20 protein-coding genes, 1 tRNA gene and 1 riboswitch are annotated in these 20,718 nt (G+C 61.4%); of the genes, 15 read left to right on the top strand and 6 right to left on the bottom strand.

Features of this window, described 5'->3' with window-relative positions:
* Positions 1–27: 27 nt before the first annotated feature.
* Positions 28–378: a P-II family nitrogen regulator gene (locus RB548_RS17740; protein ID WP_167528132.1), complete on the bottom strand. Its 351-nt coding sequence runs from the start codon at positions 376–378 to the stop codon at positions 28–30.
* Between the two features lie 225 nt (positions 379–603).
* Complete coding sequence (gene tesB / locus RB548_RS17735; RefSeq protein WP_331372533.1) at positions 604–1,488, bottom strand: acyl-CoA thioesterase II; 885 nt, start codon at positions 1,486–1,488, stop codon at positions 604–606.
* A gap of 217 nt (positions 1,489–1,705) precedes the next feature.
* On the opposite strand from tesB, the gene RB548_RS17730 reads away from it, so the two are divergent.
* On the top strand, positions 1,706–2,920 hold the full coding sequence (locus tag RB548_RS17730) for a ubiquinone biosynthesis hydroxylase (RefSeq protein ID WP_331372532.1): 1,215 nt from the start codon (positions 1,706–1,708) through the stop codon (positions 2,918–2,920).
* 164 nt (positions 2,921–3,084) lie between these two features.
* Here RB548_RS17730 and RB548_RS17725 read toward each other — a convergent pair whose 3' ends face one another.
* Both RB548_RS17725 and RB548_RS17720 read right to left on the bottom strand, forming a co-directional pair.
* A complete protein-coding gene (locus tag RB548_RS17725) occupies positions 3,085–3,291 on the bottom strand; it encodes a DUF1737 domain-containing protein (protein WP_331372531.1) in 207 nt (68 codons plus the stop codon).
* Positions 3,288–4,193 (bottom strand): HpcH/HpaI aldolase/citrate lyase family protein, encoded by a 906-nt coding sequence (locus RB548_RS17720; protein ID WP_331372530.1) that lies wholly within the window; start codon positions 4,191–4,193, stop codon positions 3,288–3,290. Before RB548_RS17720 ends, RB548_RS17725 begins: the two co-directional genes overlap by 4 nt.
* 153 nt (positions 4,194–4,346) lie before the next feature.
* Between RB548_RS17720 and RB548_RS17715 the strand changes: the two genes are divergently transcribed.
* The 7 genes from RB548_RS17715 to RB548_RS17685 all read left to right on the top strand — a co-directional run bounded on the left by RB548_RS17715 (position 4,347) and on the right by RB548_RS17685 (position 10,688).
* Positions 4,347–4,592 (top strand): hypothetical protein, encoded by a 246-nt coding sequence (locus RB548_RS17715; protein ID WP_331372529.1) that lies wholly within the window; start codon positions 4,347–4,349, stop codon positions 4,590–4,592.
* Positions 4,593–4,728: 136 nt separating this feature from the next.
* Positions 4,729–5,334, top strand: a complete 606-nt coding sequence (gene leuD / locus RB548_RS17710) for a 3-isopropylmalate dehydratase small subunit (protein WP_331372528.1) — start codon at positions 4,729–4,731, stop codon at positions 5,332–5,334.
* A 12-nt stretch (positions 5,335–5,346) separates the two neighbouring features.
* Positions 5,347–5,727, top strand: a complete 381-nt coding sequence (locus RB548_RS17705; protein ID WP_331372527.1) for a RidA family protein — start codon at positions 5,347–5,349, stop codon at positions 5,725–5,727.
* 146 nt (positions 5,728–5,873) lie between these two features.
* A complete protein-coding gene (locus tag RB548_RS17700) occupies positions 5,874–6,713 on the top strand; it encodes an AAA family ATPase (RefSeq protein ID WP_331372526.1) in 840 nt (279 codons plus the stop codon).
* A 269-nt stretch (positions 6,714–6,982) separates the two neighbouring features.
* A riboswitch (SAM riboswitch) is annotated at positions 6,983–7,060 on the top strand.
* 61 nt (positions 7,061–7,121) lie between these two features.
* Complete coding sequence (gene metA / locus RB548_RS17695; protein ID WP_331372525.1) at positions 7,122–8,048, top strand: homoserine O-acetyltransferase MetA; 927 nt, start codon at positions 7,122–7,124, stop codon at positions 8,046–8,048.
* A gap of 6 nt (positions 8,049–8,054) precedes the next feature.
* Positions 8,055–9,239 (top strand): vWA domain-containing protein, encoded by a 1,185-nt coding sequence (locus tag RB548_RS17690; protein ID WP_331372524.1) that lies wholly within the window; start codon positions 8,055–8,057, stop codon positions 9,237–9,239.
* Positions 9,240–9,671: 432 nt separating this feature from the next.
* Positions 9,672–10,688: an aldose epimerase family protein gene (locus RB548_RS17685; protein WP_331372523.1), complete on the top strand. Its 1,017-nt coding sequence runs from the start codon at positions 9,672–9,674 to the stop codon at positions 10,686–10,688.
* 266 nt (positions 10,689–10,954) lie between these two features.
* Here the strand turns inward: RB548_RS17685 and RB548_RS17680 are convergent.
* Positions 10,955–11,029 (bottom strand) — tRNA-Gly (locus tag RB548_RS17680).
* Between the two features lie 329 nt (positions 11,030–11,358).
* Here RB548_RS17680 and RB548_RS17675 point away from each other — a divergent pair.
* The 4 genes from RB548_RS17675 to RB548_RS17660 all read left to right on the top strand — a co-directional run bounded on the left by RB548_RS17675 (position 11,359) and on the right by RB548_RS17660 (position 14,104).
* Positions 11,359–11,868: a prolyl-tRNA synthetase associated domain-containing protein gene (locus RB548_RS17675; RefSeq protein ID WP_331372522.1), complete on the top strand. Its 510-nt coding sequence runs from the start codon at positions 11,359–11,361 to the stop codon at positions 11,866–11,868.
* Positions 11,869–11,926: 58 nt separating this feature from the next.
* Complete coding sequence (gene trxA / locus RB548_RS17670) at positions 11,927–12,904, top strand: thioredoxin (protein WP_331372521.1); 978 nt, start codon at positions 11,927–11,929, stop codon at positions 12,902–12,904.
* A 320-nt stretch (positions 12,905–13,224) separates the two neighbouring features.
* Positions 13,225–13,905 (top strand): LON peptidase substrate-binding domain-containing protein, encoded by a 681-nt coding sequence (locus tag RB548_RS17665; protein WP_180939385.1) that lies wholly within the window; start codon positions 13,225–13,227, stop codon positions 13,903–13,905.
* 10 nt (positions 13,906–13,915) lie between these two features.
* The gene (locus RB548_RS17660; RefSeq protein ID WP_225108993.1) at positions 13,916–14,104 is read left to right on the top strand and encodes a Trm112 family protein; all 189 of its coding nucleotides are present in this window, start codon (positions 13,916–13,918) and stop codon (positions 14,102–14,104) included.
* A gap of 14 nt (positions 14,105–14,118) precedes the next feature.
* Here the strand turns inward: RB548_RS17660 and RB548_RS17655 are convergent, their stop codons facing one another.
* A complete protein-coding gene (locus tag RB548_RS17655; RefSeq protein ID WP_225108994.1) occupies positions 14,119–14,553 on the bottom strand; it encodes a metallopeptidase family protein in 435 nt (144 codons plus the stop codon).
* Between the two features lie 166 nt (positions 14,554–14,719).
* Here RB548_RS17655 and RB548_RS17650 point away from each other — a divergent pair, with 166 nt between their 5' ends.
* Genes RB548_RS17650 through RB548_RS17640 form a run of 3 tightly spaced genes read left to right on the top strand, consistent with a single transcriptional unit; the run spans position 14,720 to position 20,473 of the window.
* Positions 14,720–15,667 (top strand): ImuA family protein, encoded by a 948-nt coding sequence (locus RB548_RS17650; RefSeq protein ID WP_331372519.1) that lies wholly within the window; start codon positions 14,720–14,722, stop codon positions 15,665–15,667.
* 40 nt (positions 15,668–15,707) lie between these two features.
* Positions 15,708–17,123, top strand: a complete 1,416-nt coding sequence (locus RB548_RS17645) for a Y-family DNA polymerase (RefSeq protein WP_331375005.1) — start codon at positions 15,708–15,710, stop codon at positions 17,121–17,123.
* Positions 17,120–20,473 (top strand): error-prone DNA polymerase, encoded by a 3,354-nt coding sequence (locus RB548_RS17640; RefSeq protein ID WP_331372518.1) that lies wholly within the window; start codon positions 17,120–17,122, stop codon positions 20,471–20,473. Before RB548_RS17645 ends, RB548_RS17640 begins: the two co-directional genes overlap by 4 nt.
* Positions 20,474–20,718 lie beyond the last annotated feature (245 nt).

Genomic DNA, 20,718 nt, shown 5'->3' with positions numbered 1-20,718 from the left:
TGAGAAATGCTCCCTGAACGGCGTGGTTTACAACGCTTCTGAATCGGTTTCGCCGGTGCGGATGCGCACGGCATGGTCGATCGCATAGACAAAGATCTTGCCGTCTCCGATCTGGCCGGTCTTGGCAGCAGAGGCGATCGCGTCGACGGCCTTGTCGACGATCTCCGACGGCACGGCGATCTCGACTTTGAGCTTCGGCAGGAAGCTCACGGCGTATTCGGTGCCGCGGTAAATTTCGGTGTGCCCCTTCTGGCGGCCGTAGCCCTTCACTTCGGTTACGGTCAGCCCCTGGATGCCAACTTGAGTGAGGGCTTCACGAACCTCATCGAGCTTGAACGGCTTGATAATGGCCATCACAATTTTCATCTGGTTTCCCATCCTATTCCGCCTCCGCCGGAGGCCGTTCTCCCTGCTGCTTAAGCGCGCGAAGCGCCGGGCAACCGAAAAGACACATTCAAGGGGCGTGCCAGATTCGATGCGATGGCTTAAGTCTTTGAAAAAATGCACAAAAAAGACATTCCGTGGAGATTGCTCCACGGAATGCTAAAAAATCACCAGATCTTCAGCGTAAAAAATAGGCAGAAAATAAAAATTGCCCAATTGTTATTCAGTTGCCTTTTTGCGGATCAATCCTTCCTGCGCCACCGAGGCAATCAGCACGCCTGATCGGTCGAACAGGCTGCCGCGGGTCATGCCGCGGGCACCATGCGCACTCGGGCTGTCCTGGGTGTAAAGCAGCCAATCATCCATCTTCGAGGGGCGGTGGAACCACATTGCATGGTCGAGACTGGCGACCTGCAGGTTGCGGTCGAAGACCGAAGTGCCGTGGGCATAGAGGGAGGTGTCGAGCAGGGTCATGTCCGAGAGATAAGCAAGTACGGCCGCCTGCAGATGGCGCTCGTCCGGCACCGTGCCGACGGCTTTCACCCATACGTCCTGCGTCGGCTGCAGTTTGTCGCGCGAGAAGTAGTGCTCCAGCGATACTGGACGGATCTCGATCGGCCGCGGCCGTTCCCAGTACCTGCGAATTGCCTCGGGCGCGTGGACGAGGAACTTTTCCCTGAGTTCCCGCTCGCCGGGCAATGTTTCGGGCATCGCCACCTTCGGCATCTCGAACTGATGCTCGAAACCGTCCTCGTCGTATTGGAAGGAAGCCGACATGGAGAAGATCGCCTTGCCGTGCTGGATCGCTACGACCCGCCGGGTGGCAAAGCTCGAACCGTCGCGGATACGATCGACCTCGTAGATGATCGGCACCGACGGATCGCCCGGCCGCATGAAATAGGCGTGCAGCGAGTGCACATAACGACCCTCGTCGACGGTGCGTTGTGCCGCCACCAGCGCCTGGCCGATCACCTGTCCGCCGAAGACCCGTTGCCAGCCGACCTGGGGGCTTAAGCCGCGAAACAGGTTTTCCTCCAGTTTCTCGAGGTCGAGTATCGCAAGGAGCGCATCCATGGGCGTGGCAGTTTCGGCGGGGCGCGACATCTTTCGGCGGTCTCCTTCACAGCGCCGCGCGTCCTTTCAGACGCGCAAAGGCCGCTGTAACACTTTGAGTTGCTGCATGTCTCCTCAAATCGCCTCCGATTTAAGGAGACATGCAGCAGTAGGAACAGCGATGGCATTGATCTATATAGCCATAGGACAATGCTCAAGGGCGATGGGGCTCAAGCGCGATTGGCCTCAAGTGCGACGGGAGAAGCGGATGATCGATGTGTTGATTGCCGGAGGCGGCTATGTCGGCCTGTCGCTTGCCGTGTCGCTGAAGAAGGCGGCGCCCCATCTCGACGTCACGGTCGTCGACGGCGCGCCGGAAGGCGCCTGGAAGAAGGACGAGCGGGCGTCCGCCGTCGCTTCGGCTGCCGAGCGGATGCTCGATGTCCTCGGTGTCTGGGATGCGATTGCGCCCGAAGCCGAACCGATCCTCAGGATGGTGATCACCGATTCGAAGGCGGTCGATCCCGTCCGCCCTGTCTTTCTTACCTTCGAGGGCGACGGTGGCGAAGGGCGCCCCTTCGCCCATATGGTGCCGAACACGGCGATGGTCGGCGCGCTGCGCGCCGCCTGTAAGGACCTTGGCGTTTCCATCCGGCAATCGACGATGGTCGAGAGCTTCAAGAGCGGCGAGCACGCGGTGGCGATGACGCTTGCCGGCGGCGAAACGATCGAGGCGCGGCTTCTGGTCGCCTGCGACGGCGTTCGCTCGAAGCTGCGCGAGGCGGCCGGCATCAAGGTGGTGGAGTTCGATTACGGCCAGTCGGGGATCGTCACGACGGTCGAGCACGAACGCCCGCACGAGGGCACGGCCGAGGAGCATTTCCTGCCCGCCGGCCCCTTTGCCACGCTGCCGCTGAAAAACAACCGTTCCTCGCTCGTCTGGACCGAGAGCACGTTCGATGCCGAACGCCTCGTCAAGGCCGACGACTTCCTCTTCGAGGAAGAGCTTGAGCGCCGTTTTGGCCATAAGCTCGGCCACCTCAAGGTCGTCGGCGGCCGCAGGGCGTTTCCGCTCGGGCTGACGCTTGCCCGGGAGTTCGTAGCACCCCGCTTCGCGCTTGCGGGCGATGCCGCTCACGGCATTCACCCGATCTCCGGCCAAGGGCTCAATCTCGGCTTCAAGGACGTGGCGGCGCTCGCCGAAACGATCGTCGAGGCGGACCGCCTCGGCCTCGACATAGGGTCGCTCGCGGTTCTTGAGCGTTACCAGATCTGGCGGCGTTTCGACACCTTCCGGATGGGCGTGACGACGGATGTCCTGAACCGGCTGTTTTCCAACGACATCACGCCGATCAGGATCGCCCGCGATGTCGGCCTCGGTATCGTCGATCGCCTTCCGTCGCTCAAGAACTTCTTCATCCGCCAGGCGGCCGGGGTGGCCGGCGAGGGGGACCCGCGCCTGCTTGCGGGCCAGCCGATCTGAAGGGGAGTGGGGGCTTTTCGCGTGCTGCGCCCCTCATCCGCCTGCCGGCACCTTCTCCCCCAAAGCGGGGCGAAGGAGACTCGCAGCACGCGCTCAGTCCCCTCGCCCCGCTTGCGGGGAGAGGGTTAGGGTGAGGGGCAAGTTGCCCAGCCGCCAAAGATTGCTTACTGCTCCGACAGCTTCATGTCCGGGTGATAGTCCTTGCCTGCCACCTCTTTCACCACCGCCTGGCCGCACTGCATGTGCTGGGTATCGGCATTGAAGGCATAGGTCGGTGGGCCGTGCAGCATCCATCCCTGGTTCAACGCCGCCGTTACCTTGTGGCAGAAGGTGGCGTCGTCGGGGCCGGTGAGGAAGCGGTAGAGTTTCAAGGTCTTGCCTTTCGTCTTTCGATCATGTCCGCCTTGGCGGCCAGTTTCAGGGCTTGGTCGAGATGCAGCCGCTCGACCATCCGGCCATGGAGATTGATCACGCCCTTCTCGGCGTTTTCCGGAAGATCGAACGCCGCGATGATCGCGCGTGCCTCCTCGATCGCCGCCTGATCGAGGCCGAAGTGTTCGTTCGCCGGGCCGATCTGCGCCGGATGAATGAGCATCTTGCCGTCATAGCCCATGTCGCGCCCCTGGCGGCATTCGGCCTCAAAACCCTCGGCGTCGCGGAAATCGTTGAAGACCGCATCGATGACATCAAGCCCGCTGCCGCGCGCGGCGAGCAGGATCTGCATCAGCCAGGGCACGAGATAGGCACGGCCGGGATGCACGGGAACGCCCGTCTCCTTCCTGAGATCGTTCAGCCCGACGACGAAGCAATCGAGCCTGCCGCCGAAGGTACGGCCGGTCTCGGCGGTTGCAGCGACATTGATGAGGCCGCGCGGCGTCTCGATCATCGCCCAGAGCCTGAGGCTTTCAGGTGCGTCGTTTTCGGCCAGCCAATCGACAGCCGTCTGGACGTCTGCCGGACTCTCGACCTTCGGCAAAAGGATGGCGTCGGGATTGGCGGCGAGTGCGGCGGTGAGGTCCATCTGCCCGAAGCCGGATCCCAGCGCATTGACGCGAATGACCACTTCACAGTCGGGCCTGTTCTTCGAAAGATGCCGGACAAGTGCTTCGCGCGCTTCGCCCTTATGCTCGGGAGCGACAGCGTCCTCCAGGTCGAAGATCACGGCGTCCGCGGCAAGCTGCCGCACCTTCGCCAAGGCGCGGGCATTGTCGGCCGGAACGCAAAGCACGGAGCGGCGCAGGCGAGCGGGATGATGGTCGATCGCAGTTGTCATGGAACCGTTGTGCCCGCCTTTCGATTGTTACGCAAGAAGTGCGACTACAGCGCCGCGCGTCCAATCGGACGCGTCAAGGTCGCTGTAGCGGGGCCGCCCTCTTGCAAGAGGCGCATCGAGCTCCCACATCGCATCTTAGAAAGGTTGACGATCATGCAAAGCATCCGCTCTGTTCTCCTGACGGCCGCCGCCATCACCATCGCGCTGGCAGCGCTCGTCTTCACCGCCTCGCTTGCCGTGGCTCTGGCCGGCATCGCGGCCGTTGTTGCGGTCGGCAGCGCCATCGCCGCAAGGCTCAATGGCAAGCCCGCACATGCGCGTGCCCGGGTGAACCCGACCGGGGATAGACGCGAAATGCGGATCTGGAACGACGGACGCGGCACCATCATCGATCTGTGACATGCAGCAATTCAAAGTGCTGCAGCGGCCTTTGCGCGCCTGATCAGACGCGCGGCGCTGCAGATTTTCCTTCAATTCAGCGCAAAACTGATCTAAACGCTCTTCAACGTTTCCGCTGAAATCGAAGGCCAAAGTCATGGAAAAGTTCGTCAAGCTCACCGGCGTCGCTGCACCCTTGCCCGTCGTCAACATCGACACGGACATGATCATTCCGAAGGACTACCTGAAGACGATCAAGCGCACCGGCCTTGGCAAGGGACTTTTCGCCGAAGCCCGCTATAACGAGGACGGCACGCCGAATCCGGACTTCGTGCTCAATAAGCCGGCCTATCAGAACGCCAAGATCCTCGTTGCCGGCGACAATTTCGGCTGCGGCTCCTCGCGCGAGCATGCGCCCTGGGCGCTTCTCGATTTCGGCATCCGCTGCGTCATTTCGACCTCGTTCGCCGACATCTTCTACAACAACTGTTTCAAGAACGGCATTTTGCCGATCGTCGTCAGCCAGGCCGACCTCGACAAGCTGATGGACGACGCCAACCGCGGTTCGAACGCTGTGCTTTCGATTGATCTGGAAGCACAGGAAATCACCGGTCCGGACGGCGGCTCGGTCAAGTTCGAGGTCGATGCGTTCAAGCGCCACTGCCTCCTGAACGGCCTCGACGATATCGGCCTGACGCTGGAGAGGGCGAGCGCCATCGACAGCTTCGAGCAGAAAAACGCCGCATCGCGCCCCTGGGCCTGAGTGCCAGCGCCCATGACGTTGAAGCTCATCTCTTCCGGCTCCCCTTTCGAGAAGACGGCAGGTTATTCGCGTGCCGTCGCCAAGGGGGACTGGTGCTTCGTCTCCGGCACGACCGGTTATGACTATGCCACCATGACCATGCCGGAGACGGTGGAGGAACAGGCGCGCAACTGCCTGAAGACGATCGAGGGCGCCTTGAAGGAGGCCGGCTTCTCGCTTTCGGATGTCGTTCGCAACCATTACTACGTCACCGACGCCAGCTTTGCCGACCGGGTCTTTCCGATCTTCGGCGAAATGTTCGGCGAGATCCGCCCGGCGGCAACGATGATCGTCTGCGATCTCATCCGCCCGGAAATGCTGATCGAGATCGAGGTTACGGCATTTCGCGGGTGAAGGCTGTCCTCTCGACTCGGCGTACGGCATGTTTCCTTGAATCGTAGCCGATTTAACGACAAAAACATGCAGCAACTCAAAAGCGCTACAGCGACCGTCGCGCGTCTGATCAGACGCGCGACGCTGGAGAGATCGAAGAAAAGCCCATGCAGTTCGAAGGCACGGCCGACTATATCGCCGACAAGGACCTGATGATCGCCGTCAACGCGGCAATCCGGCTGGAGCGTCCACTTCTCGTCAAGGGCGAGCCCGGCACCGGCAAGACCGAGCTTGCACGCCAGATCGCCGCCGCCCTCGGTCTCGACCTCATCGAGTGGAACGTCAAGTCGACGACCAAGGCGCAGCAAGGGCTCTATGAATATGACGCCGTCTCGCGGTTGCGCGACAGCCAGCTTGGCGATCTCCGCGTCAATGACGTGAAGAACTACATCCGCAAGGGCAAACTCTGGCAGGCTTTCGAGGCGGCGCAAAAAACCGTGCTCCTGATCGACGAGATCGACAAGGCGGACATCGAGTTCCCGAACGACCTCCTCCAGGAACTCGATCGGATGGAATTCCACGTCTACGAGACCGGCGAAACGATCCACGCGCGGCACCGGCCGATCGTCATCATCACCTCCAACAACGAGAAGGAACTGCCGGACGCCTTTTTGCGCCGCTGCTTCTTCCATTACATCCGCTTCCCCGATGCCGAGACGCTCGCCCGCATCGTCGAAGTGCACTATCCGGGCATCCGCAGGACGCTGCTTTCGGCGGCGCTCACCGCCTTCTACGGCATTCGCGAGGTGCCGGGGCTGAAGAAGAAACCCTCGACCTCCGAGGCGCTCGACTGGATCAGGCTGCTGGTCGCCGACGAGATCGATCCGGCGGATCTGCGCGCCGACCCGAAATCGATGCTGCCGAAGCTGCACGGGGCGCTCCTGAAGAACGAGCAGGACGTCCACCTCTTTGAGCGCCTCGCCTTCATGGCACGACGCGACGGCTGAGGGACCCTTCAGACCGCTTTTAAGGTGGCAATTGCCCTCACCTAGCCCTCTCCCCGCGGGCGGGGAGAGGGAATTGAGAGGGCTCCGCGAGTCTCCTTCGCCCCGCTTGCGGGGAGAAGGTGGCCGGCAGGCCGGATGAGGGGCCGCAACGACTTCGGATGGGAATGGAGCGGCTTAATCCGGATGATGCGCCAAATATCGCCGAAGGCCCCGCGGCCCGCAGCCTTATGAATCGTTTTTCGTTGACCGCGCGGCCTGCCGCGCGCTATCACTCAGCCTGTGGTGATTTGGCCGGCCGGCTTGCAGCCACGTTAAAGAAATCGCTAAAGGGCCGAGGAAAAGTGGATTTCCAAGGACCGGTCGCGATCATCTCGCCGCCGGTTTTTTTGTACTGATCGAGTGGACCCGATGCCCATCAAGATACCCGATACGCTGCCCGCCTTCGAAACCCTCGTGCATGAGGGTGTGCGGGTGATGACCGAGACCGTGGCGATCCGTCAGGACATCCGCCCGCTTCAGATCGGGCTCCTGAACCTCATGCCGAACAAGATCAAGACCGAGATCCAGATGGCGCGGCTCATCGGCGCGACGCCGCTGCAGGTCGAACTATCGCTGGTGAGGCTCGGCGGTCACCGGGCGAAGAACACCTCCGAGGATCACCTGCTCGCCTTCTACGAGACCTGGGATGAGGTGAAGGGCCGCAAGTTCGACGGCTTCATCATCACCGGCGCGCCGGTCGAGACGCTCGAATACGAGGACGTCACCTATTGGGACGAACTGAAGCGCATCTTCGACTGGACGGCGACGAATGTGCATTCGACGCTGAACGTCTGCTGGGGCGCGATGGCGGCGATCTACCATTTCCACGGCGTTCCGAAACACCCGCTCAAGGAAAAGGCCTTCGGCGTCTACCGCCACCAGAACCTGAAACCGTCCTCTGTCTATCTGAACGGTTTTTCCGACGATTTTGCCGTCCCGGTTTCGCGCTGGACCGAGGTGCGCCGCGCCGACATCGACCGCGTGCCGGAGCTCGAAGTCCTGATGGAATCGAAGGAAATGGGCGTCTGCCTGGTGCACGAAAAGAAGGGCAAACGGCTCTACATGTTCAACCACGTGGAGTATGATTCGACCTCCTTGTCGGACGAGTATTTCCGCGACGTGGATGCCGGGGTGCCGATCAAGCTTCCGCACGACTATTTCCCGCACAATGACGCGGACCTGCCGCCGCAGAACCGCTGGCGCAGCCATGCGCATCTCTTCTTCGGCAACTGGATCAACGAGATGTACCAGACGACGCCCTACGAGCTCGAAAAGATCGGCACGGGAGATCATTGAGCCTCGATGTTCATCCCGTTCTTTCTCGAATTGAAGGCGGCGAAAGTCCCGGTGACGCTCCGGGAATTCCTGTCGCTCATCGAGGGAATGAAGACGGGAATCGCGACCTTCGACGTCGAGGCCTTCTATTTCCTCGCCCGTGCGGCGCTGGTGAAGGACGAGCGCCACATCGATCGGTTCGACAGGGTGTTTCGGCATTGTTTTGCGGGACTGGAGGCGGTTTCCCCATCGGAAGCATTTGGCGAAGCAATCATTCCCGAGGAGTGGCTGAAAAAACTTGCCGAGAAATACCTGACCGAGGAGGAGAAGAAGCTCGTCGAGGCGCTGGGCGGCTTCGACAAGCTGATGGAAACGCTGCGCCAGCGGCTTGCGGAGCAGGCCGGTCGTCATCAGGGCGGGTCGAAATGGATCGGCACCGCCGGCACCTCGCCCTTCGGCGCCTATGGCTACAATCCGGAAGGCGTGAGGATCGGCCAGGAGGGCTCGCGTCACCGGCGCGCGGTCAAGGTCTGGGACCGGCGCGAATTCAGGGACTATGACGACACCGTCGAACTCGGCACGCGCAACATCAAGGTGGCGCTGAAGCGGCTCAGGCGCTGGGTGCGCGAGGGCGCTGCCGAGGAGCTCGACCTTTCCGGCACGATCCGCTCCACCGCCGAACATGGCTATCTCGACGTGGTGACGCGGCCGGAGCGGCGCAATGCGGTCAAGCTCTTGATGTTCTTCGACGTCGGCGGATCGATGGACGACCATATCCGCGTCGTGGAAGAACTCTTCTCTGCCGTGCGCAGCGAATTCCGGCACATGGACTATTTCTACTTCCACAATTGCATCTATGAGGGCCTGTGGAAGGACAATCGCCGCCGGCGCGCCGATGTCACCCGCACGGCGGAACTCCTGCGTACCTTCGGCGGCGACTACCGCGCCATCTTCGTCGGCGATGCCTCGATGAGCCCCTATGAGATCAGCCATCCGGGCGGTTCGGTCGAACACTGGAACGACGAGGCGGGGGCGCTCTGGCTGCAGCGGATCACGGCGCATTTCCCGCGCTCGATCTGGCTCAACCCGGTTCCCGAGGAGCATTGGCGTCATACCCAGTCGATCGCCATGATCCGCACGCTCTTCGGCGGCCGGATGTTCCCGCTGACGCTCGCCGGGCTGCAGGCCGCGACGAAGGACCTGTCGCGCTAGATCACGATGATTTTGGGTCGAATCGACCCAAAATCATAAACGTGATCGATTCTAGTAAGTTAGAGCGGGATGCGGGCGGAAAACCGCGCACACTTTTCCTCATCCCGCTCTAAGACCCATGATTGCCCCTCACCCTAACCCTCTCCCGCAAGCGGGGAGAAGGTCGCGGGATGAGGGGCAGCCCCGGACGTAGGCAGCGGAAAAGTATGACTTTGCGGTTGCCGCGCCTCGGGAAATGACGCAGGTTGTCGCCGGCTTAGAGCATCCCGCTTTCAAGTGGAATCACTGAAAGCGGATAGGATGCTCTAGAATCAAAGTGCTAGAACGTCCTTTGTGCGTTCACTTGAACGCACGGCGCTCTAGAGTGGGACGAGGGAGAGATGTGCGGTTTTCCGCCGGCATCCACGTCCGGTCCGGCGAGAGGGAAACTGGATGAACACCGACACGGAAATCTTCGGCCGCCTGCCTTCGGGCGAACCGGTCCATCGTGTGACGCTCAGAGGCGGCGGCCTGACGGCGAAGGTGCTGACCTGGGGCTCGGTCATCCAGGACCTGCGGCTCGAAGGGCACCAGCCGCCCCTGGTCTTGGGCTTCGAGGATTTCGACAGCTACCCTGTGCATTCCTCCTATTTCGGCGCCACGCCCGGCCGCAATGCCAACCGCATCGGCGGCGGGCGCTTCACGCTCGACGGCAAGAGCTATCAACTCGAGCTCAACGAAAAGGGCGTGACCCATCTTCATGGCGGCCGCGACAATGTCGCTAAGCGCAACTGGACGATCGTCGACCTCGCAGAGGATCGCGTGACGCTCAGGATCACCGATCCCGACGGACGGGCCGGCTATCCCGGCAATTGCACCGTCACCTGCACCTACACGCTGAAGCCCGGCGGCGTGCTGAACGTCGCTTACGTATCGCAAGCCGACGCGCCGACGCTCGCCAATGTCTGTCAGCACAGCTACTTCAATCTCGACGGCAGCGATGACGTGTTCGGCCATGACATCATGATCGCCGCCGACCACTACCTTCCGACGGACGAGCAGCAGATCCCGACCGGTGAAATCCGTGCCGTTGCCGGCACCGCCTTCGATCTCAGGGAAATGACCTCGCTGCGGCGGCAGACGGAAGGCGAGAAGATCGCCTACGACCACAATTTCTGTCTCTCGCCGGAGCGGATGGGCAAACATTCCGTGGCGCTGGCGCGCAGCATCAATTCCGGCGTTTCGCTGGAAGTGCTGACGACCGAGCCCGGCATCCAGCTCTATTCCGGCTTCAAGCTCGATGTGCCGGTTCCGGGACTGGAAGGCCGCCGCTACGGCCCCTTCGCGGGCTTCTGCCTCGAAACGCAAATCTGGCCCGACGCGATCAATCACGAAGGCTTCCCGAAGGCGGTGCTCAGGCCGGGCGAAACCCTGCGCCAGGAGACGGACTACGTTTTCATGAAGAGCTGAGTGCAGCAATTCAAAGTGCTACCGCGACCTTACAGCGCCGTGCGTCCTTCAGGACGCACAAAGGACGCTGTAAGTCTTTGATTCTACGCATCGTGCTTTCCGAAAATCGATTCCGATTTTCGGGCCGATGCGCTAGCGCGTCCGAATGGGACGCGCGGAGCTGCGGTGGCCGAAACGGTGACAACTGAACGGCCTGCCGGCTATCCGATCAATATGGTTCCAGTGACAACGGCCAAAAAAGCATTGAAATGAAGTGGTTGGAAGAATGGAGCGGGTGAAGCGATTCGAACGCTCGACCCCAACCTTGGCAAGGTTGTGCTCTACCCCTGAGCTACACCCGCTCATCATCCGCGGTCCGGGGGTAGTCGGTGGACCGTGGGTGCCGCCCCGTCTTGCGGCGACGGGCGCTATATGGCCTAAGCCATTTTCAAATGCAACAGGGAAATGACGCAAACGCGAAGAATTTTTTCGGGACCATCCAGAAAGCCCGGAAATGCCGGTGTTTTCGACTGATGCATGCCGGCCGGGAGTGTGCAGGGGTTTGGAAGTGCGCGCGGTTTTCGCCCGCATGCCGCTCCAGCTGATCAGAATCGCCGCGCCTGAGATTGCGGAGCGCGCCTCTTCTCCGTAAAGCAGGGCGGAAATCGCCACGACAGGAAGGATTTTGATGATGAGCGAGGCGCAGCCGAAGACCGCGGAAGAGCTGTTCCGTTTTCTCGACGACCTTGGGATCGAACACACGACGAAGCGCCATGCGCCGGTGTTCACGGTCGCCGAATCGGTGGCGCTGCGCGACGAAATTCCTGGTGGACATACAAAGAACCTGTTCGTGAAGGATAAGAAGGACAATTATTTTCTGCTGACCGTCGAAGAGCACGCGACGGTGGATCTGAAGACGGTCCATCAGATCATCGGCGCGGCGAGCAAGGTTTCCTTCGGCAAGCCGGAAAAGCTGATGGAATATCTGGGCGTCATCCCCGGCGCGGTCACCGCCTTCGGCGCGATCAACGACACGGGCGGCAATGTGAAGATCATTCTCGACGAGGCGTTGATGGATTTTGACACGATCAACTGCCATCCGCTTTCGAACGACCAGACGACCTCGATCGCGTCGAAGGACATGCTGCGTTTCATGGAAGCGACCGGGCATGAGCCGCTTGTCTTGAAAGTGACGACCTGACATACGATCTTTGGCGCGGATGCATGAAGTCGGGCGGCAAGTCCGCGAGGAGAGAAGAATGAGCGGTAGCGACAATCCCTATGCAGGTTCTTTCGGCAACCAGATGACAGCTTCGGCTTCGTTCGGCGGCCAGCCGGCGCCGAAAGCCGCAGCTGCAGACGACCTGATCAAGGAGACGACCACCGCCACCTTCTCCCGCGACGTGCTGGAAGCCTCGCGCCAACAACCGGTTCTCGTCGATTTCTGGGCTCCCTGGTGCGGACCCTGCAAGCAATTGACCCCGGTGATCGAAAAGGTCGTGACGGAGGCCGCCGGCCGGGTGAAGCTCGTCAAGATGAACATCGACGACCATCCCTCGATCGCCGGACAACTCGGCATCCAGTCGATCCCCGCCGTCATCGCCTTCGTCGGCGGGCGCCCGGTCGACGGCTTCATGGGCGCCGTTCCCGAAAGCCAAATCAAGCAGTTCATCGACCGGATCGCGGGGCCGGCCGTGAGCGATGGCAAGGCCGAGATCGAAGCCGCACTGACCGATGCCAGGGCATTGCTCGATGGCGGTGAGGCGGAAGAGGCCGCCGGCCTCTACGGCGCCGTCCTGCAGGCGGAGCCGGACAATGCGACCGCCGTTGCCGGCATGGTCGATTGCATGATTGCGCTCGGACAGCTTGCCGAGGCGCGCCAGGCGCTTTCGGAATTGCCGGAGGAGCTTGCGAAGGACGCGGCCATCGGCGCCGTCTCGAAGAAACTCGACCAGATCGAAGAGGCGCGCAAACTCGGCGATCCGACGGCGCTCGAGCATCAGCTGGCGCTCGATCCGGATGACCACGCGGCGCGGCTGAAGCTTGCCAAGATCCGCAATGTCGAAGGCGACCGGAATGCGGCAGCTGAACACCTGCTTTTGATCATGAAGCGCGACCGCAGCTTCGAGGACGACGGCGCCCGGCGCGAGCTCCTGGGCTTCTTTGAAGTCTGGGGACCGAAGGATCCGGCGACGATCGCCGCGCGGCGCAAGCTTTCGTCGATTCTTTTCTCTTAAAGCGCGCGTCGCATTCAGCAGGAGCCGGGCGACGCGCTTTAAGTCGTTGTTTGCATGCATGTCGTTGTCCCGGAACCGCTGGACACTTTCGAGCGACATGCATTAATCGGACGCACAAGGGTCGCTGTAGCACTTTGAATTGCTGCATGATTTTGTCCTTAAATCGATTCCGATTTAAGGAATCATGCAGTAAGCGGCGGGACCGCAGCAGGATCCGTGTCTTTTTCCCTTGAGATTTTCGAGGGACGCACCATTTGTTGATCGGGGGGTCGTGCCTGGCGATGAGGCGCGGCAAGCCGGTATCTGCAAGGTCTACCAGAATGCATGTCGGAAATGCGCGCTACCTCGGTCCTCAGGACGTGCCGGAGATTCTTCCGGTATTTCCGCTGACGGGCGCGCTCCTGCTTCCAGGCGCACAACTCCCGCTCAATATCTTCGAACCGCGCTACCTTGCGATGTTCGATGACGCGCTTGCCGGAAACCGGCTGATCGGCATCGTCCAGCCCTCCTTCTCCGAGGGGCGGAACGACATCGACTCGGCGCCCGTGCCAGCGCTTTGCCAGGTCGGCTGCATCGGCCGCATCACCTCCTTTGCGGAGACCGGCGACGGGCGCTACATCACCTCGCTCACGGGCGTCTGCCGCTATCGGCTCTTCGCCGAGGTGGCCGGCTGTCGCGGCTACCGCCGCTTCCGCATCGGCCCCTTCGCAACCGATCTCGACAGTCCGGACGACGAGAGCCTCGTCGACCGGGAGGCGCTGCTGGCGGCTTTCCGGGCCTATCTCGACGCCAACAAGCTGGAGGCGGATTGGGAAAGCGTGGAGCGGGCGAGCAACCGCACGCTCGTCAATTCGATGGCGATGATGTCGCCCTACGGGCCGGCGGAAAAGCAGGCGCTTTTGGAGGCGCCCGACCTGAAAACCCGCGCCGAAACGCTGATCGCGATCACCGAGATCGTGCTTGCCCGCAATTTCGGCGACCTCGACAACATCCTGCAGTAAGTGCGAAGCGATGGATATCAACGCCAGCAAGGTCGACCCGAAACTCCTCGAACTGCTCGTCTGCCCGCTGACGAAGGGGCGGTTGAGCTACGACGCCGAAGCCCAGGAGCTGATTTCCGAAAAGGCCCGTCTCGCCTATCCGATCCGCGACGGCGTTCCGATCATGCTGGTGTCGGAGGCGCGCAAAATCGAAGACTGAGGCTCGTTGAAGGACTAGCCGCCCACGTGTTCGACGCTTGCCTCGATCCGCTCCATGTCGTCGTCGGAAAGGCCGAAATGGTGGCCGATCTCATGGATCAGCACATGGGTGATGATATCGCCCAGCGTTTCCTCGTTTTCCGCCCAGTAGTCGAGGATCGGGCGGCGATAGAGCGTGATCCGGTTCGGGAACTGGCCGGTCTCCATGGTGAAGCGTTCACCGATGCCGCGGCCTTCGAACAGGCCAAGCAGGTCGAAAGGCGTTTCAAGCGCCATGTCTTCAAAGACGTCGTCGCTCGGAAAATCGGCGACTTCGATGATGAGGTCGGTCGTCAGCTTGCGGAATTCCTCCGGCAGATGGCTATAGGCTTCAAGCGCAAGCAGTTCGAATGTGCTGAGCGTCGGTGCGTGGCGTTCCCGCCAATCATCGGTCTGGTCAATGCGGGCCATGGGCACTCCTTGTTGCCCTCATATAACGATTTCTCCTTTGTTTTTCGAGTGTTGAATTCTGCTCAGGCAGGCAGAGGAATAAATTCTCAAACTTGGTTGTTGACTCTTGCGGCAGGCTCTGGAATCCATAAGAACATAACATGAACATCTGGTGGAGCCGACCGTCATGGCCGAGAAAGCCGTGCAGCGGGAAACCGTTCTTTCCCTCCGCGAAACCATAGCGCAGATTGAAAATCGCCGGCTGCCCGGGGTCGTGCGTGCAGCTAAGGCGACCGATCCTACCGGTTTCCGGCGTAAAAGGGAGGAGGCGTCCCGCAACAAGATCCTGCCCCTTGGCGTCCCCCGGCTTGATGACGTGCTCGAGGGCGGGCTGCCGCTCGAGGGCATGACGGAAATCCGCAATGCCGAAACGCGCGATGCGGGTGCAGCCGCCGGCTTCGTGACGGCACTTGCGGTGCTTTGTCAGCAGAGGAAAAAGGAGAAAGGTCATCTGGCGCCGGTCCTGTGGATCAGCCAGGCCCTTGCCTCTCGCGAGGCCGGGCTTCCCTATGCGCCGGGCCTCAAATCCTATGGGCTCGACATCGAGCGCTTCCTGTTCGTTTCGATACGCACGGTCAAGGATGCGCTCTGGGTTGCCGAAACGGCCCTTTCAGTACCGGTCTTTGCGGCCGTCGTTCTGGAAATCCGCGGCAATCCCGACTGTCTCGCCTTGAGCGAGAGCCGGCGCCTGCATGTAAGGGCCCGGGCGGGCGGAGTGCCTCTTCTTCTCTTCCGGCAGGCGGGCGAGGAGGAGGCAAGCAGCGCCTTTTTCCGGCTTCAGATCAAGCCGGCATCTGCCGGCGAGCAACCTCTCCCCGATGGCTCGATGCTTTGCGGCAGCATCGGCCATCCAGCCTTTCACGTCCTTGTCGAAAAAAGCAGGGCCTACGCCTCTGCCGATATCTTTCTGGAATGGAATGCCCATGACCGCCGCTTCTACACCATCGAGCAGTCCGTCGCTCCTCAGGCAGACGGACAATCAGCGAATTCTGTCGATCCATTTTCCGCATCTGTCGGCCGATCGAGTGGCGCGGATTCGCTGGGGCGCCTCCTGGCTTACGCAAGGGCGTCCTGATCATCCGCCCGTGGTTTTTGCTGCCAAGATCGACAATGCCATGCGGCTCGTCGCGCTTGACACGCTTGCTGAACGGGTAGGCCTGAAGCGGGGCCAAGGGGCGGCGGAGGCCCGCGCCATGTGCCCGTCGCTCGACGTGATCATCGACGATCCGGCGGCGGACCGGGCCTTTCTGGAGGGCCTTGCCGACTGGTGCGATCGCTATACGCCGCTGGTCGCGCTCGATGGAAAGGATGGCCTGTTCCTCGACATCACCGGCTGCGCCCATCTTCACGGTGGCGAGAAGGCGCTGGTTAACGACGTGCTTTCGCGTCTCTTCCTGCTCGGCATCGAGGCGCGGGCGGTGATTTCCTCCTCTGCCGGCCTCTCCTGGGCGGTTGCCCGCTACGGCAGTGCGGCCGTCATCGCGCCCGAGGATGCCGAACGGGTTCTCGCACCCTTGCCGGTCGCCGCCCTGCGCCTGCCGGCGGAAACTGCCGCCCTGCTCGAGCGGGTCGGGCTGAAAGAGATCGGTGATCTTCTTCAGGCACCGCGCGCGCCTCTGGCCCGCCGCTTCGGTCCTTCTCTTCTCCTGCGGCTCGATCAGGCGAGAGGCCACGCGGACGAGCCTCTCTCGCCCCGTCTTCCGGTGCCGAGCTTTTCCGCCGAACGCCGGCTTGCCGAGCCGCTTCAGGAAGAAGAGCACATTCTTGAACTGGCGCGGCATCTTTCCGGTGACGTCCGCCTCTCGCTGGAGCGGCATGGCGAAGGCGGTCGTCTGTTCGAACTTCTCCTGTTTCGCGTCGATGGCCGGGTGTTTCGCATTCAGGCGCATGCGGCCGTCCCCTTGAACGACGCCGATCGGATAGCGGCTCTCTTTCGCGAGCGGTTGCAGGCGGTTCATGATGACCTTGATGCCGGATACGGTTTCGAGATCCTCCGGCTATCCGTCCTTAGAAGCGAAAGGCTCGATCCTGCCCAGGAGGATTTTTCTGGCGTTCCCGATGAAAGCCAGCCACTGGCCGCCTTCGCCGACAAGCTGTGTGCTCGCTTCGGGCCGGATTGCCTGACATTTGCGACCCTTGCCGAAAGCCATCTGCCGGAACGCGCTGGCGGATTTGCTCCCTTGACGGATGTCGCGGCGGTCATCGGATCTCGTCCGGTCGATGAAAAAACCTTTCCCGAAAACCGCCCGCTCCGGATTTTCACGCATCCTGAACTTGTCGAAGCGACGGCCGAGGTGCCTGATGGCGCACCGCGCAGCTTCAACTGGCGCAAGACCCAGTATCGCGTCGCCCGTGCCGAAGGGCCGGAACGGATCACCGCCGAATGGTGGATCGATGGGGAGGGACATCCGACCCGCGACTATTTCCAGATCGAGGATCAGGAAGGCCGCCGTTTCTGGTTGTTCCGCGAGGGCCTTTACGGAAGGGAGACATCCTCGCCTCGCTGGTTCATGCATGGAGTTTTCGCATGAGCGCGGATCCTGTCTTCTATGAGCTTGGCGCGCGCACGAATTTCTCCTTTCTGGAAGGAGCAGCACCCGCCGAGGAAATGATCGTCTTTGCCAAGAAGGTCGGGCTTGCTGGCCTTGGCATCGCCGATCGCAACAGCGTCGCGGGTGTCGTCCGGGCCCATGCCAAGGCAAAAGTGGAGGGCTATCCTTTCCGGCCGGGCGCACGCCTGGTTTTTGCCGACGGCACGCCGGATATCCTCGCCTATCCAAGAAACAGGAGAGGGTGGGGACATCTGTGCCGCCTGCTCAGCGCCGGAAACCTGCGCTCGAAGAAAGGGGACTGCACGCTTTATCTCCCGGATCTTTTCGAGTGGCAGGAGGACCTTCTCCTCATCGTCATGCAAGGCGAAGGGCGACCGGACGCAGACTTTCTAGGAAATATCCTGGAGAAGCTGCAGCAACATGCGGGCAACAGGCTCTATCTTGGAATGACGCCGCGTTACGACGGGTTCGACCGGCATGATTTCGCGGTCCTTGCCGCTCTCGCCCGAAAGGCCAGTGTCCGGCTTCTGGCCACCAATGACGCGCTCTATCACGATCCGCAATACAGGCCGCTCGCGGATGTCGTCACCGCCATTCGGGAACATGTGACGATCGCCAGCGCCGGCTTCCTTCTTCAGAAGAATGCCGAAAGGCACCTGAAAGGCTCCAAGGAAATGGCGCGGCTTTTCAGCGATTACCCCGAGGCGATCGTCAATGCATGCAAGTTCTTCAAGCGGCTCGCCTTCAACCTCGACGAACTCAGCCACCAGTATCCGGATGAAAACGCCGAAGGCGAAACGCCGGCCGAAACCTTGAAGCGGCTTGTCGCCGAAGGCGCGGCCGAACGTTATCCCGCCGGCGTGCCGGAAAAGGTGAAGCGGCAGATCGAATATGAGTTGGAACTCATCAACGACAAGAAATACGAGCCCTATTTCCTGACCGTCCACAAGCTGGTGAAGTTTGCCCGCAGTGAGAAAATCCTTTGCCAGGGGCGGGGGTCTGCGGCCAACTCCTCGGTCTGTTTCTGCCTCGGCATCACCGATGTCGATCCGCAGAAGTTCACCCTGCTTTTCGACCGGTTTCTGTCGCGCGACCGCGATGAGCCGCCCGATATCGATGTCGATTTCGAGCATGAGCGGCGCGAGGAGGTGATCCAGTATATCTACAGGACCTACGGCCGGGAGCATGCCGGGCTGACGGCTGCGGTGATCAGCTATCGCTCGCGTTCGTCCGGGCGCGAGGTCGCCAAGGCCTTCGGCCTTTCGGAGGATGTCCAGTCGGCGCTCGTGAGCTCGATCTGGGGCTGGAGCTCTTCGGCCTTCACCGAGGAGCAGGCAAAGGCCGCGGGTCTCGATGCTTCGGACCCGCTTACCCGCCGTGTTCTTGGCTATGCCAGCCTTCTCTTGAACTTTCCGCGGCATCTGTCGCAGCATGTCGGCGGCTTCGTGATCACCCGCGACCGGCTCGACGAGGTCGTGCCGATCATGAATACGGCCATGCCCGATCGTTACATGATCGAATGGGACAAGGACGACCTCGACCATCTGAAGATCCTGAAGGTCGACGTGCTGGCGCTCGGCATGCTGAGCTGCCTCGCCAAGGCCTTCAAGCTTCTGGAGGCGCATTACCAGGAAAAGAAAGAACTGGCTGAAATCTATCAGGATCAGAAGGCGGTCGTTTATGACATGATCTGCCGCGCCGACACGGTTGGGGTCTTCCAGATCGAAAGCCGGGCGCAGATGAGCATGCTGCCGCGCCTCCAACCGCGCGAAATGTACGACCTGGTGATCGAGGTCGCGATCGTCCGCCCCGGCCCCATCCAGGGCAACATGGTACACCCCTATCTGAAACGACGCGAGGCGCAGCGGCTAAGGCAGGAACCGGTCGAATATCCGAGTCCAGAACTGAAGGCGGTGTTGGAAAGGACGCTTGGCGTGCCGCTGTTCCAGGAGCAGGCGATGCAGATCGCGATCACCGCCGCCGGCTTTTCGCCCGGCGAGGCTGACCATCTCCGCCGTGCCATGGCGACCTTCAAGCGGACCGGTACGATCCATACCTTCGAGCGGAAGATGATCGAGGGCATGGTCAAGAACGGTTACGACAGGGAGTTTGCCGAGCGCTGCTTCAACCAGATCAAGGGTTTCGGCGAATACGGCTTCCCCGAGAGCCATGCGGCCTCCTTCGCATCGCTCGTCTATGCCTCGTCCTGGTTCAAGGCCTATTATCCGGACGTCTTCTGCGCGGCGATCTTGAACTCGCAGCCGATGGGCTTCTATGCGCCGGCGCAGCTCGTGCGCGATGCCCGCGAACACGGAGTCAAGGTGCTGCCGGTCGACATCAATTTTTCGAGCTGGGATGCCCTGCTCGAGGGCGAGGGCATGTTCAACAAGGCAGCGATCGGTCCTCGACATGCCGAGATGACAGACGTGATCCGGACTGAGAAGGCCGTCCGGCTGGGCTTTCGGCTGGTCAAGGGACTGCGGCAAACCGATATGGATGCGCTTGTTGCGCGTCGGGGCAGGGGATATCGCTCCGTCTACGATCTCTGGATACGTTCGGGGCTTACACGGTCCGTTCTGGAACGCCTTGCGGATGCCGATGCCTTCCGTTCCATCGGCCTCGATCGGCGCGCGGCCCTCTGGGCGGTGAAGGCGCTGGACGAGGCGTCGGCGGTCGAGCGCCTGCCGCTTTTCGATGGCGCGGGTTCCGCGGATCTGCAGGCCGAGCCCGCGGTCATGTTGCCTCACATGCCCCCCGGAGAACATGTCATCAACGACTATCGCTACCTGACGCTTTCGCTGAAGGCTCACCCTGTTTCCTTCATGCGGGAGGATTTCTCGCGAATGGGCATTTTGACCAGTCGCGATCTGGCGGGGACCGCAGCAGGAAGAAGGGTCACGGTCGCCGGGCTTGTGCTCGTTCGCCAGCGCCCGGGTTCGGCCAAGGGCGTCATCTTCATGACGATCGAGGACGAGACCGGCGTTGCCAACATCATCGTCTGGGAAAGGACGTTCAGGAAATACCGGCCGGAGGTCATGGGCGCGCGGCTTGTGAAGGTCCGTGGTCGCTTACAGAGCGAAAGCGGCGTCATCCATGTGGTCGCCGAGCATATAGAGGACATAACGGCCATGCTCGGCCTCTTGCGCAACGAAGCACGGCGTTTCGCCGTGAACGACCGTGCGGACGAGGCCTTGCGGCCGACGGCCGATGCCCGTGAAAAGAAGGCGTTCAAGCAATTGCGGCTGGCCCTGCCGGCCCGTGCAGACCAGCACCAGGATGGGGCAACCGAGGTGGCTGATGTCATGCCGAAAGGGCGCAACTTCCACTGAGGTTCGGTGAGATCACTCCGTTGGCTTGGTGAATTCACGAGGTTCGCGACGCTTGAGACGCGCCTGTGTAAAAATGTCGCAGGCGATCCGATCAAAATTGCACGTCCTGGAAGAGAAACCGTCTCCTTAGAATCGTCTAATCCAATGAAAATGCGATGGTTTTCGTCAAGTTTAGAACGGCTCTAATATGCCCCTCAACTTTACGGGGATGAGTTTTTTCTTGACGGCAAATATCCTCTTTTGCT

The sequence above is a fragment of the Sinorhizobium chiapasense genome, from assembly GCF_036488675.1.
Lineage (GTDB): Bacteria > Pseudomonadota > Alphaproteobacteria > Rhizobiales > Rhizobiaceae > Sinorhizobium > Sinorhizobium chiapasense.
Note: the sequence above shows the minus strand (reverse complement) of the source record. Positions and strands in the feature narration are given on the sequence as shown.